At 48.3% G+C, this 12,451-nt stretch carries 13 protein-coding genes; 5 read left to right on the forward strand and 8 right to left on the reverse strand.

The window, feature by feature from the left end:
• Positions 1-83: 83 nt before the first annotated feature.
• A complete protein-coding gene (gene dat, locus V7728_RS17465; RefSeq protein WP_012117185.1) occupies positions 84-935 on the forward strand; it encodes a D-amino-acid transaminase in 852 nt (283 codons plus the stop codon).
• Between the two features lie 41 nt (positions 936-976).
• On the opposite strand, the gene V7728_RS17470 is transcribed toward dat, so the two are convergent.
• The gene (locus V7728_RS17470) at positions 977-1,561 is read right to left on the reverse strand and encodes a TetR/AcrR family transcriptional regulator (protein ID WP_012117186.1); all 585 of its coding nucleotides are present in this window, start codon (positions 1,559-1,561) and stop codon (positions 977-979) included.
• 108 nt (positions 1,562-1,669) lie between these two features.
• On the opposite strand from V7728_RS17470, the gene V7728_RS17475 reads away from it, so the two are divergent.
• The gene (locus V7728_RS17475) at positions 1,670-2,221 is read left to right on the forward strand and encodes a hypothetical protein (protein ID WP_007409251.1); all 552 of its coding nucleotides are present in this window, start codon (positions 1,670-1,672) and stop codon (positions 2,219-2,221) included.
• 38 nt (positions 2,222-2,259) lie between these two features.
• On the opposite strand, the gene V7728_RS17480 is transcribed toward V7728_RS17475, so the two are convergent.
• On the reverse strand, positions 2,260-2,760 hold the full coding sequence (locus V7728_RS17480) for a universal stress protein (protein ID WP_007409250.1): 501 nt from the start codon (positions 2,758-2,760) through the stop codon (positions 2,260-2,262).
• A gap of 421 nt (positions 2,761-3,181) precedes the next feature.
• Here V7728_RS17480 and V7728_RS17485 point away from each other — a divergent pair, with 421 nt between their 5' ends.
• Both V7728_RS17485 and V7728_RS17490 read left to right on the forward strand, forming a co-directional pair.
• Complete coding sequence (locus V7728_RS17485; protein WP_025284492.1) at positions 3,182-4,939, forward strand: ABC transporter ATP-binding protein; 1,758 nt, start codon at positions 3,182-3,184, stop codon at positions 4,937-4,939.
• Complete coding sequence (locus V7728_RS17490) at positions 4,936-6,957, forward strand: ABC transporter ATP-binding protein (RefSeq protein WP_099566531.1); 2,022 nt, start codon at positions 4,936-4,938, stop codon at positions 6,955-6,957. The genes V7728_RS17485 and V7728_RS17490 overlap by 4 nt, the downstream gene beginning before the upstream one ends.
• 38 nt (positions 6,958-6,995) lie before the next feature.
• Here V7728_RS17490 and V7728_RS17495 read toward each other — a convergent pair whose 3' ends face one another.
• The 6 genes from V7728_RS17495 to V7728_RS17520 all read right to left on the reverse strand — a co-directional run bounded on the left by V7728_RS17495 (position 6,996) and on the right by V7728_RS17520 (position 11,040).
• Positions 6,996-7,616 carry an NAD(P)-dependent oxidoreductase gene (locus tag V7728_RS17495; protein ID WP_076423810.1) on the reverse strand — a complete coding sequence of 207 codons (621 nt, stop codon included), beginning with the start codon at positions 7,614-7,616 and terminating at the stop codon, positions 6,996-6,998.
• A 28-nt stretch (positions 7,617-7,644) separates the two neighbouring features.
• Positions 7,645-7,770: a hypothetical protein gene (locus V7728_RS17500; protein WP_007409245.1), complete on the reverse strand. Its 126-nt coding sequence runs from the start codon at positions 7,768-7,770 to the stop codon at positions 7,645-7,647.
• Positions 7,771-7,871: 101 nt separating this feature from the next.
• A complete protein-coding gene (locus tag V7728_RS17505) occupies positions 7,872-8,078 on the reverse strand; it encodes an alpha/beta-type small acid-soluble spore protein (RefSeq protein ID WP_007610368.1) in 207 nt (68 codons plus the stop codon).
• Between the two features lie 224 nt (positions 8,079-8,302).
• Positions 8,303-8,518 carry a YheE family protein gene (locus V7728_RS17510; protein WP_012117190.1) on the reverse strand — a complete coding sequence of 72 codons (216 nt, stop codon included), beginning with the start codon at positions 8,516-8,518 and terminating at the stop codon, positions 8,303-8,305.
• Between the two features lie 82 nt (positions 8,519-8,600).
• Positions 8,601-9,959: a YheC/YheD family endospore coat-associated protein gene (locus tag V7728_RS17515; RefSeq protein ID WP_015239497.1), complete on the reverse strand. Its 1,359-nt coding sequence runs from the start codon at positions 9,957-9,959 to the stop codon at positions 8,601-8,603.
• Positions 9,949-11,040: a YheC/YheD family endospore coat-associated protein gene (locus V7728_RS17520; protein WP_012117192.1), complete on the reverse strand. Its 1,092-nt coding sequence runs from the start codon at positions 11,038-11,040 to the stop codon at positions 9,949-9,951. The genes V7728_RS17515 and V7728_RS17520 overlap by 11 nt, the downstream gene beginning before the upstream one ends.
• Before the next feature lie 237 nt (positions 11,041-11,277).
• Here V7728_RS17520 and V7728_RS17525 point away from each other — a divergent pair, with 237 nt between their 5' ends.
• On the forward strand, positions 11,278-12,411 hold the full coding sequence (locus tag V7728_RS17525) for a DUF445 domain-containing protein (protein WP_052827224.1): 1,134 nt from the start codon (positions 11,278-11,280) through the stop codon (positions 12,409-12,411).
• The last annotated feature ends 40 nt before the right edge of the window (positions 12,412-12,451 follow it).

Raw genomic sequence — 12,451 nt, forward strand, 5'->3', positions numbered from 1 at the left:
GCCGGCTCGTTCAGTATGATAGAATAGTTGACAATAACAGCTGAGAATGCACATCACGGCAGATAACGATGAGGAGGGTTTACATGAAGACATTAGTAAACGGCCAGTTGGTTGATCGTGAAGAAGCGGCAGTTGATATTGAGGACCGCGGATATCAATTCGGTGACGGTGTGTATGAGGTCATCAGAGTGTATAACGGCGCCTTATTCGGTCTGCGTGAGCATATTGCCCGTCTTTTCAGAAGCGCCGCAGAAATCGGCATCACCCTGCCGTTCTCCGCAGAGGACATAGAATGGGATCTGCAAAAGCTCGTACAGGAAAACAAACTCATTGACGGCGGGGTCTATATACAGACGACGAGAGGGAAGGCGCCGCGGAAGCACCAGTATGACGAAGGATTGGAACCGCAGACGACGGCATACACCTTTTCAGTAAAAAAACCGGAAAATGAACAAAAAGCCGGAGCGCAGGCCATAACGGCGGAAGACAAACGCTGGCTGAGGTGTGACATTAAGAGTCTGAATTTACTGTATAATGTGATGATTAAACAAAAAGCCTATGAAGCAGGCGCTTATGAAGCGGTGCTGATAAGGGACGGAGCGGTCACGGAAGGAACCTCTTCCAATGTATACGCCGTCATAAACGGCACTGTCCGGACGCATCCTGCAAATGAGCTGATTTTAAACGGCATTACGCGGATGAAACTGTTAGAGCTGATGAAAGAAAACGATATTGAGGTGCGGGAGAAGGCTCTTACCGAAGACGAACTCAGGGATGCGGATGAAATTTTCATCTCGTCAACGACGGCTGAATTAATCCCGATCGTAACCCTTGACGGGAAACCGGTCGGAAGCGGAGTGCCGGGACCTGTAGCCAAAACGATTCAGGAGGCTTTTCAGTCGCACATTCAGCAGGAGCTCGGGGTTCAGTCATAAGCTGAAAAAAGGCCGGAACACATCCGGCCTTTTTACTTCAGTCAGATAAAAAGAGATTCGATATGCTGAACGAGCACACGGGAGATCTTCTCTTTTGAAAGACGCTCAGGTTCAAGCATGGCATGCAGCGCCAATCCGTCGGCGATGGCGTACATTTTCTCCGCTTCGATCTCTTTATCAAGATTCGGTTTCAGAAGCTTATTTTCATCCAGCCAGTCAATCAGACCGCGGATATATGCCAAGATCCCGTCCTGCTGGGGTTGAAACTCTTCTCCCTTATGTCTGGCATAAGCTGTGAAAGCGAACCATACCTCCATTTCAGCCATCGTTTCTTCATCTGTCGGGATGATTTCAAGCATCAGACGCACCGCTTTTTCTTTCGGCGGCAGATCTTTCATGGCAACTTCGTTAATTCTGGCGGCCGCTTTTTCTTTTACGAGTGTCATCGCATACCCTAAAAGCTCATCCTGGGTGGTGAAATAGTGCCTCAGCGCGCCTAAAGAAAGACCCGCTTCCTGGGCGATGTTTCTCACTGTCGCTCCTTCCATTCCCCGCTCCAAAATCGTCCGCCAAGTGGCTTCGGCTATTTGTTTTCTTCTTTTTTCATGATCGATTATTTTAGGCATGGTTCCAGTGTAACAGGAAATATTTTTTCTTGCAATTTTGTAATACAGTTGTATTAAATAAAAAGCAGTGATACAATGCATTTTAGAAAACGATAAGGGGGAACCGGATTGAACGCGATTGCTTGGTTGATTGTCATTTGTGAGGCTGCTTTTTGGGCGGCTGTTATCTTCGGATTGGCGGCGCGCTATATATTCAGGCGGCAAAAGCTCGGAATGTTTTTTTTCGCTCTCATTCCTTTATTGGATGCCGTACTGTTTCTGGCGGCCGCAGCTGATTTATACAGAGGGGCGGCGGCGACTATGGCGCATGCGGTGGCGGCCATTTATATCGGAGTGTCTGTCGCCTTCGGGAAAAGCATGATTCAATGGGCGGATGAGCGGTTCCGCTATTATGTGGTCAAGGAAGGGGCAAAACCGGTCAAGCGGTACGGGCTGGATTATGCCAAACATTATGCAAAAGGATGGGGAAGACATGTATTAGCATTTGTCATCGGCGGCGTTCTTTTAGCCGGAACGGTATTTCTCATTCAGGACGCTTCCCGCACCGAAGCGCTCAGCAAGCTGTTAAAGGGCTGGTCTGTCGTATTGTGCATCGATTTTTTGATCATGGCGAGTTTTTTTGTGATGCCGAAAAAAAGAAGAAACAGCCGGGAGCTGTAAAAAAAGCAGCTTTTGATTAAGCTGCTTTACAGAAAGAATTATTTTACGATCAGCACGGGAATATCGGATTTCGATGACAGTTTTTCACTGACGCTTCCGAATAAAAGTTTTTTCAGCCTGTTCTGGTCCCGGCTCCCCATGACGATCAAATCCGCCGATATACGGTCGGCATGCTCGATAATGGCATCAGCGGGATCACCTTCTAAAATGTCGATATCCCCGTCAATCTGGCTGTCGTTCATCAGCATTCTCGCTTCCGCAACGATTTCTTCCGTACGGTCTTCATAAATCATCGGATCAGGGGAGATTCTTTCCGCCTGGAGCGGGTCAGGAACGCTTGCAATCCCGCCGCCGATATACGTTGCCCCGGCTCCCGGCCTGGGGGGATCAACAATCGTCCGGGTATCTTTTGCATTGTGGGAATGTACGACCGTTAAATCCGCGTGAAATGTTTTTGAAAGGTCTATGGCTTTTTGGAGCGCTTTTTTACTATCATCACTTCCGTCAAAAGCTGCTATCAACCGGTCCGCGTGAAACATCGGCCTCATCCTTTCAGTAAAAAAGGTTTGTTTTACAATACCCGAATGGCAGAAATGTAAAACCTGCATTGACAAAAAAAGGATTTGTTTATATGATGAAGGAACAATATAGGGAAAAAGGAGGTATGGATCATGTCAAAACTAAAGCTTGTCAACTCATCTTCAGCTGAATACCGGCGTGACTCCCATACAGCTTCCGTTTTCTGAACATTTGCTTAAAAACGGGGCAGTCGCGCATAAACGGCGGGTCTGTACCTTATTTATAATAATAAGAGGCATGGAGCTGAGGCTTCATGTCTTTTTTTATACAAAAAAATGAAAGAAAGACAGGTGTGATGCATGTGGCGGTATTAGCGAAAACAATGAAAAACAATCCGGAAAAGCTTGAGGGCGGCTGATTGATGAAAGGGGATGACAGTATTTGTTTACTGTATTAAAAAAGCTCGCGTGGTTTTTTAAAGCCTATTGGCTGCGCTATACGACAGCGATTGTTCTGTTATTGATTGTGAATGTCATTGAAATGTTTCCGCCTAAACTTCTCGGTAACGCGATAGACGATATGAAGGCGGGCGTGTTTACAAAAAGCGGGATGCTGTTTTACATATGTGTATTTCTCGCATTAACGGCAGCCGTCTATTTACTGTCTTATTTTTGGATGTATCAGCTTTTCGGCGGGGCGAATGTCATGGAGAAGATTCTCCGTTCAAAGCTGATGGGAAGGCTTCTTCAAATGTCACCGCCGTTTTACGAGAAATACAGAACGGGCGATTTAATGGCGCGGGGGACAAATGACTTGCAGGCCGTCAGTATGACGACGGGCTTCGGGGTCTTAACGCTCGTTGATTCAACGATGTATATGCTGACGATATTTTTGACAATGGGGCTTCTCATCAGCTGGAAGCTGACATTTGCCGCGATTATTCCGCTGCCGATAATGGCGGCTGCGGTCAGCCTGTACGGAAAAAAGATCCATGAGCGGTTTACGGAAGCGCAGGATGCTTTCGGATCATTAAATGACAAGGTGCTGGAGTCGGTATCCGGCGTCCGGGTCATCCGGGCTTTCGTGCAGGAAAAAAATGATGTCAGCCGGTTCGGTGATATGACGGCGGATGTATATGAGAAAAACATGAAGGTGGCGTTTATCGATTCACTTTTTGAACCGACTGTGAAACTTCTCGTCGGCCTCAGCTATCTCATCGGTCTCGGCTACGGCGCTTATCTCGTTTTTCAAAACCGGCTGACGCTGGGAGAGCTGGTATCGTTTAACGTGTACCTCGGAATGATGATCTGGCCGATGTTTGCGATCGGAGAATTAATCAATATTATGCAGCGCGGAAATGCCTCCTTGGATCGTGTCAATGAGACGCTTTCCTATGAGCCAGACGTGATCGGGCCCAAGCACCCCGCCGGCATCAAGGAGCCCGGGCGTCTTGTTTTTGAACAAGTGACTTTCACGTATCCGAGCGGAGCGGGACCGGCGGTTTCTGATGTATCTTTTTCCGTAGAAAAAGGGCAGACACTCGGCATCGTCGGGAAGACGGGAAGCGGAAAGACGACGATCATTAAGCAGCTGTTGCGTGAATATCCGCCCGGCGCGGGAGCAATCACGTTTACAGGTGTTCCGATTCAGGGGATTCCGCTTGAGGAGCTCCGCGGGTGGATCGGCTATGTGCCGCAGGATCATATTTTATTTTCAAAGACTGTAAAGGAGAATCTGCTTTACGGACGGCAGGATGCAAACGAAGAGGAAATCGGCAGCGCGCTGAAAGACGCGCATTTTGAAAACGATATCGGTATGCTTTCCGACGGGCTTGAGACGCTGGTCGGCGAGAAGGGCGTAGCGCTCTCTGGCGGACAAAAGCAGCGCATCTCAATTGCGAGAGCGCTTTTGACCGATCCTGACATTCTCATATTAGATGATTCGCTTTCTGCCGTAGACGCGAAAACGGAAGCCGCCATCATTGACAGCATCCGTAAAAAACGGCGGCATAAAACAACGATTATCACCACCCATCGGCTCTCGGCAGTTGAACACGCAGATCTCATTCTCGTCATGGATGAAGGCCGGGTGTCTGAAAGAGGCACGCACCGGGAGCTGTTGGCGCAGAACGGCTGGTATCGAAAACAATATGAGAGGCAGCAGCTGTCCTCTCTTGAAGAAGGGGGGACGGGCGCATGAAGACCGGGAGAAGATTATGGAATTACGCGCTTCAATATAAGAAGCTGCTGATATGGGCGGTCGTCCTGCTCATTATTGCGGTCGGCACTGAGCTGACCGGCCCGTTTATCGGAAAAAAAATGATTGACGACCACATTCTCGGCATTGAAAAAACATGGGTTAAAGCCTCTGCGGACGATCCGGGCGCCGTCAGGTTCCGGGGGCATGATTATGTCAGGGAGGACCGGCTCAAACCGGGGGCGGACAAAACCGGAGAGGCGCACATTTATCAAGTCGGTGCGGGCTACTATTTTGTTGACCGTCCCGTCAGTTTTGACGGAAACCGTTCGGTGTCTGACGGCCGGCTGACAATATCAAACGGTAAAGAAAGCAGGTCATATCCCGCCATTACGTTATCAAGACAGGAGATTTTTCAATTTTACCGTCCCGAAATAAAAGGATTGCTGACGCTGACCGCCATTTACGCGGGACTGCTCATGTTTTCCGTATGTTTTCATTACGGCCAGCATTATCTGCTGCAGATGGGAGCGAACCGGATCATACAGCGCATGAGGCAGGATGTATTTTCACACATTCAGAAAATGCCGATCCGCTACTTTGATAATCTGCCTGCCGGAAAAGTCGTGGCCCGCATTACGAATGACACAGAAGCGGTCAGGGATTTATATGTAACGGTGCTGTCGACATTTATCACAAGCGGCGTTTATATGCTCGGCATTTTTACGGCGCTGTTTATGCTTGACGTCAGGCTGGCCGCCGTTTGCCTGCTGATTATTCCGATTTTAATGATCTGGTCGGTTGTGTACCGCAAATACGCATCCGTCTTCAACCAAAAAATCCGTTCCATTAACAGTGACATCAATGCGAAAATGAACGAGTCCATTCAAGGAATGCCGATTATTCAGGCGTTCCGCCGCGAGAAGGAAACGATGAAGGAATTTGAAGAATTGAATGAAGCTCATTTTCGCTACAAAAACAAAATGCTGTCCTTAAATTCCCTCATGTCCCACAGTCTTGTCAATGTGTTGCGCAATCTGGCGTTTGTCGGGCTGATCTGGTATTTCGGAGGCGCGAGTCTGAGTGCGGCCGGAATTGTTTCGATCGGTGTTTTATATGCATTTGTTGATTATTTAAACCGTTTGTTCCAGCCGGTTACGGGGATTGTCAACCAATTTTCGAAGCTTGAATTGGCCCGTGTCTCTGCCGCCAGAGTATTCGAGCTTTTACAGGAGGAGGAAACAGAAGAAGAAGGCGCTCCCGCAGACAGAAAGGCGGAAGGAACTGTGGAATTCCGCGATGTTTCTTTTGGATATCGAAAGGGGGAAGAGGTGCTGAAACAGATCAGCTTTACAGCTGAAAAAGGGGAGACGGTCGCCCTCGTCGGCCATACGGGGTCCGGCAAAAGCTCCATCCTGAATCTTCTGTTCCGTTTTTATGATGCCCAAAAAGGAGATATCCTGCTGGATAATAAAAGCATATACGGCATGTCGAGGCAGGAGCTGAGGTCGCATATGGGCATTGTGCTGCAAGACCCGTATCTTTTCTCGGGCACGATCGGCTCCAATGTGACACTCGATGATCAGCGTATTTCTTTGGAGCAGGCGGAAGAAGCGCTTCGCCAAGTCGGCGCCGCAAGTCTTCTGCAATCCCTGCCGAAGGGCATCAGAGAGCCCGTCACCGAAAAAGGCGGCACACTGTCCTCAGGCCAGCGTCAGCTGATTTCTTTTGCAAGAGCGCTTGTGTTCGATCCGGCCATTTTAATTTTGGATGAGGCGACGGCGCACATTGACACCGAAACAGAAGCAGTCATTCAAAAAGCGCTGCAAGTCGTTCAAGAAGGACGCACGACATTTATTATCGCCCATCGGCTTTCCACGATCAGACACGCAGACCAGATTCTCGTGCTGGAAAAGGGCCGCATTATTGAAAAGGGAAGCCATGACGAATTAATGGCGCAAAAGGGGCAGTACCACCAAATGTATGAATTGCAGAAAGGAACGGCGAAGTCCGCGGTGTAATCGGAAAGGGTGAATCAAAGATTCGCCCTTTTTTTCATTCAGTAAGCCAGTCCCACCCGTTTTCTGACAAACTGCGGGCTGATCAGCTCACGGTACAGAAAGTGCGCCGTGTCTCCGACGGTGATTTCAGCGCCGTCTTCAGGAAGGCGATCCTGTTCGAACCGGTAAACTCCGGCAGCATCTCCGTCAGGAAGGTAGGTGGGACAGATGATCGTCCAGTCAAGATCCTCTGCCAGCAGCATTTCGTATACGCGGGCGTGTTCCTTTGCGGCTCTTGTTGATTTTCGTTTTGATTCTGCCGATTCAAAACGGTATTGATCAGGCATAAGCCGTGATTGAAGGATACCCGCGGTGCCGATCGTAATCAGACGCTGAACATGATGCCGTTTCATGCTGTCTATTATATGGGTCATAGCGGTTGAAAGGGTATCGTCACCGTCCGTGCCGAGACAGCTCACGACTGTGTCCGCTTTGGAAATCAATCGGCTTACATCTTCCCGCCGCCTCGCATTCCCTGTTATGATTTGTTTTTCAGGAATGGGAAGGACTGTTCCGGCTGATCTGACAAGAGCGAATATCTCCATGTGTCCATGTTTCTGCGCTTCTTTTATAAAAGCCTGTCCGACTCTTCCCGTTGCTCCGAGTAAAGCGATGTTCATGTAAAAAACCTCCTCGCCGCTCATTATATCATTCAAAGCAGCGGGGAAAAGAATACCTGTGAATAAACGGGAAATGGTGGGCAACATATTCATTGACCAAAGAAACACTTACGAACTGAATCAGCTCCCAATTGACTGAGGCAATGAATGACATGTTTTCCCTCCTTTTTTCCTAGGGTATGTGGAATAGGAAAAAAGGGTGACGGCATAAAAGAAGACGCGGTATCCCGCGCCTTCTGTAAGCCATTTATTGAGTTATTGTACGCCTTGGCCGCCCATGTTCTGCTGTGCGAAAGATACTAAACGTTTAGTGATTTCTCCTCCGACAGAACCGTTTGCACGAGAAGTTGTTTCTCCGCCAAGGTTTACGCCGAACTCAGAAGCAATTTCGTATTTCATTTGGTCGATTGCTTGAGCAGCGCCGGGTACTACTAGTTGGTTTGAAGAGTTGTTGTTTGCCATTTGTATGATCTCCTTTATAAAGTAGTATGGTTGGGTTTGCTGGAATTGCACCAGCCGATGATTTTCGGAACGAAAACCATTGCCAGCTCGGCTTCACCCAATGCTGTTTGCCGCTTTGTACTACGTATTATGGTGAATCAAACGGCATCTCATTCGGAAAACGGTGTGGTAAATAGCGGAAGGAAAAAGAAAAGCCCAGCCTGGTGCGGCTGAGCTTTTAGCTTTCAGTCATATATGTGATAAAGCATTAATTCATGCAGCTCTTTTACGAGAGCCGGCTCTTCTTTTCCCGGATGTGTGTGTCCCCATTCAATGTCTCCTGACTTGTGGTAAATCCCTTCGTAATGCGTACCCTGCCAGTAAAATGAAATCCGCCATCCGGGCAGTTTCTCTTTTTTGAATAACGGTTTCCAGCTGAAGTGCGAAATCATGACGTTCACGCTCCTTATGGGAAATGTTGATCTTGTTCATTGTAGCTCATCGTTCAATGCCTGTCCCGGGTAAACCTAAAAAAAGACAGCCTCACCGCCAAAGTTTTTCCGGGGCGGTGATGGACCGTTCTGATAAATACGACGCGTATTCAAAATTTCTCCGTTTTGTCAGGTAATCGACCGATCTCAGCTTCGGATGGGAAAAAATGCTGCGCCCGGGGCGGGAATTGGCTTCAAACATCCAAACTTTCCCTGAATGATCGACGCCGAGGTCAAAACCGATTTCGCCGATAAAACCTTCAATGTGCTCATTTAACACGCGGCTGACCGCCAAGGCGGCTTTTGAAAGTTTCCGCATCATGCCGACTCTCTCTCTCGGATCGCCGTATAATTCAGCTAACGTCCTGACTTCTCCGCCGGTTGCGAGATGCGTCGTGATGCTGTTTTCACCGGAAATTTTTGCCGCAATGGCCGTCACTGTCCATTTCCCCTCGGCGTTTTTATTCGTGTGCACCCTGAAATCGACGGGGCGCCCATCCAGCCGGATCAGGTCAATGCCTTGCTGAATTAAAAATGCGGACGGGTCATTGTTTTCTTTAAATGATGTCATGAAGGATGCCGCATCTGAATACTCTGCCGTCACCACCGTTTTTTCCTCATTCGTGTGTTTGACAGATAAGCCGGCATCTGTTTTTTCCACCTTGTAAATCCCCGTTCCGAGTGCGCCGTCTGCAGGTTTGATATAGACGGTGTCAAACGTGCTGCATAACGTTTCTAACGCTTCTGCATTCGGGTGCAGGACAGATTTTGGCAGAAGTGAAGCGGTGAGACTGTTTTTTTCCAGAAGCTTATGAATGTCCCATTTATTAAAGAATTGCGGATTAAACCACGGAATCTGATAGTCATTCATCAGCCTTTGTTTTGTCTGCTGTAAAAGCGGAACTTCTTCCGTTTTTCGGCTCGGGAGCCTGTCATATACGACATTCGGAAGCGGGACGGCCGTCCGTTTCCAGCTGTTTTCTTTATAAATCAGCGCTTGGACAGTGCCTTCTTCCCAGTTGATCTGATGGGCCCCGAAAACGAAACAATATCCGTTCGCCTGTTCATGAAGAGAGAGCATCTTGGAAAAGAAGGCTGTACGGTCTCTTAACGGGCGGGACGGCGATGATGTGAACCCGGCTGTGAAAACGCCGATCAGCGGTCCGATGTGCACCGTCTGGCCGTGTATGAGAAAGTCAGCCCGGCTTTTATGCGGTATCAACAGCTCCTCGAACAAATCTTCAGAAAGGAGCGCGCTTTTTTCAAGTGATTGAGAAAAGGCTACACGGCATTTGACAACCTTGGTCCCGAAGGCAGCGGATAAAAGCCCTTCCCGTTTCATGGAGGAGGGGAGAAACAGCGTATTTTTGCTTTTTTTATCGATGCCGACAATCATCCCTTTATGATTCACGCGGTAATACTCCTTTCCGGCTTTCCTGTGACTGAAGTTCGCGGAAGCGTCTCAGCGGACTCGTATACAAATCCTCTTTCGCCTCCGGAGCCACGCTTAAAATAGCTTTCCGTCCCGGCTTTGAGTTGACATCCAAAAGCCAGATGCGTCCGTCTTTGGCATAACAAATATCGAGCCCCAGCTCAAACAGCGGCCCGAACCGTTCATCAAGGAAATAAGGGACGGATTGGGTGATCGAAAAGACATCATCCAATAAAACGGCCTGCTGCTTTCTCGGAATTTCCTCAAACCATGTGTCAAACTTAATCGGTTCAGATCCTCCGGGCAAATGAGATAAAAGACCGTTCTGATAACCCCTTCTGACCGCTTTTCCGACCGTTTCCCAAACGCCTGACTCAGTTTTGCGCATGAAAATGCGGATGTCGCACGGATGCCGCTCTTTATCCTGGATATTTAAGTAGGATTGAAGCAAATAGCGGTGCTGCAGCACTTTTTTGCACCAAGACTTAAAAGACACGTGATTGGAAAATGATTTTGTTTGTTTGTTTTTTCCGATATAGTAAGTGGCCGTAATTGATTTTTTGCCTGTTTCAAGCAGGATGATGCCTCTGCCTCCCGCGCCGAAAGCGGGCTTAAGTATACATGCTTTTTCCTTGGCTAAGTATGATTGCACCTGTTCATAGCGGCTGACTTCGGCCGTTTCAGGAATATAGGGACTGATCAGATGATGCTTTTGGAGCGCATCCGTGACCGTCCATTTATCAGGAAGCCCCCGGCCGATAAATTCCGTTTTCCGATATTTTTTCAGCCATTCGACGATCGGTTTGGCTTTTTGCGCTTCAGCGGATTTTCCGTAAAAACAGCGGTCGTAAATATATTCGGGAATATCGATTTCCGTTTCGTTCCACTTTCCGCTTTGCGGGTGATAGACGAGCGCTTTCACGCGCAAAGAATCCGGAAATATATCAAACGGTGTAAAGCGGGCTAAGCGCACATTATATTGAGGCGCTCTTTCAGCCAATTCCCCGGCGTAATCTTCTTCGTGCCGGCGGGATACAGACATAAAACCGAGTGTTGTCATATTATTACTCCCCCTTTATTCAAAAAGCCGCTGATGGAACGGCCCTTCCATCCAATAAATATGCTAAGCGCATCATAAAAGATGATCTACTGTAAAGAGTACGAAACAGCATCTTGCCTTATTCCTCACAAACAACAATTCAGGTTCTTCATTTGCCCGCATGCCCGCCAGCCTCTATAATACGAATAGATATATCATCAAGAAAATAGAACATAAGATGGAGGCAGAAGAAAAGGAATGGGCATTGCAGGAACGTTTCTATTTATGATTGTGATCGGAGCCGCGATCGGCGCGGTGACGAATCATCTTGCCATTCAGATGTTATTTCGTCCGTACCGGCCGTATTACCTGTTCGGAAAACGGGTTCCGTTTACGCCGGGGCTGATCCCGAAAAGACGGGATGAATTGGCAAAACAAATGGGGCTCATGGTGACGAACCACCTTTTAACCCCGGAAGGAATAAAAAAGCGGCTTTTATCAGATACCGTTAAAAACCAGGCGCTTCTTTTCGCCGAACAATTCACGCAAAAAATGGCCGCTTCCGAGATGACGGTGCACGAAGCTTTGGCCGCCGCGGGCATCCGGAATCCGCAGGAAAAGACGGATGCCTGGATTGACCGTTTTACCGATGAAAAGCTTTCGGAACTGTACCGGAAATATGAGCACCGCGCCATAAAAGACTGGCTTCCTGATGAGCTTCAGGAAAAGCTGGATGAAAAAGTCCCGCTGGCCGCAGATTATATTCTGAAGCGGAGCATTGATTATTTTGAGAGTGAAGAAGGGAAAGACAGGCTCGGAAATATGATTGACGACTTTTTGAATTCCCGGGGGATGCTCGGCAGCATGGTGCAGATGTTCCTCGGCAATTCAAGCTTGGCAGACCGTGTGCTGCCTGAGCTGTTAAAGTTTTTGCGCAATGAGGAAACGAAAAAGCTTCTGGCTGATCTGCTTTCTCAAGAATGGGGCAAGCTCAAATCTTATACACTTTATGAGGCCGATGAAAAGTGGAATGCGAAAGATCTGCTGTTCAGCATGAAAAAGCGGGCTTTGGCCGCACTTCAAACCGCGCCCTTTTTCGAATGCCGGCTCGGTGACATCATCTCCCGTTATGAAGGTGAGATTACGGGAACGTACGCGCCGAAGCTGCTTGATGCGGCACTCGGCAGTATTGCCGCTCATTTGGAGAATGTGCTGAAACGGCTGCGTCTTGAGGAAGTGGTCAAAGAGCAGGTTGATCAGTTTCCCGTTGAACGGCTGGAGGAAATGGTGCTGTCGATTTCCAAGAGAGAATTTAAGATGATAACGTATTTAGGCGGTCTGCTCGGCGGGATAATCGGAGCAATTCAGGCTTTGTTTGTCATTCTTTTCTAAGGAAAACATACGCCGATGATGAAAGTCGCTCCGCAGTCTG

This window comes from Bacillus sp. JHAA (genome assembly GCF_036961585.1).
Classification (GTDB): domain Bacteria; phylum Bacillota; class Bacilli; order Bacillales; family Bacillaceae; genus Bacillus; species Bacillus velezensis.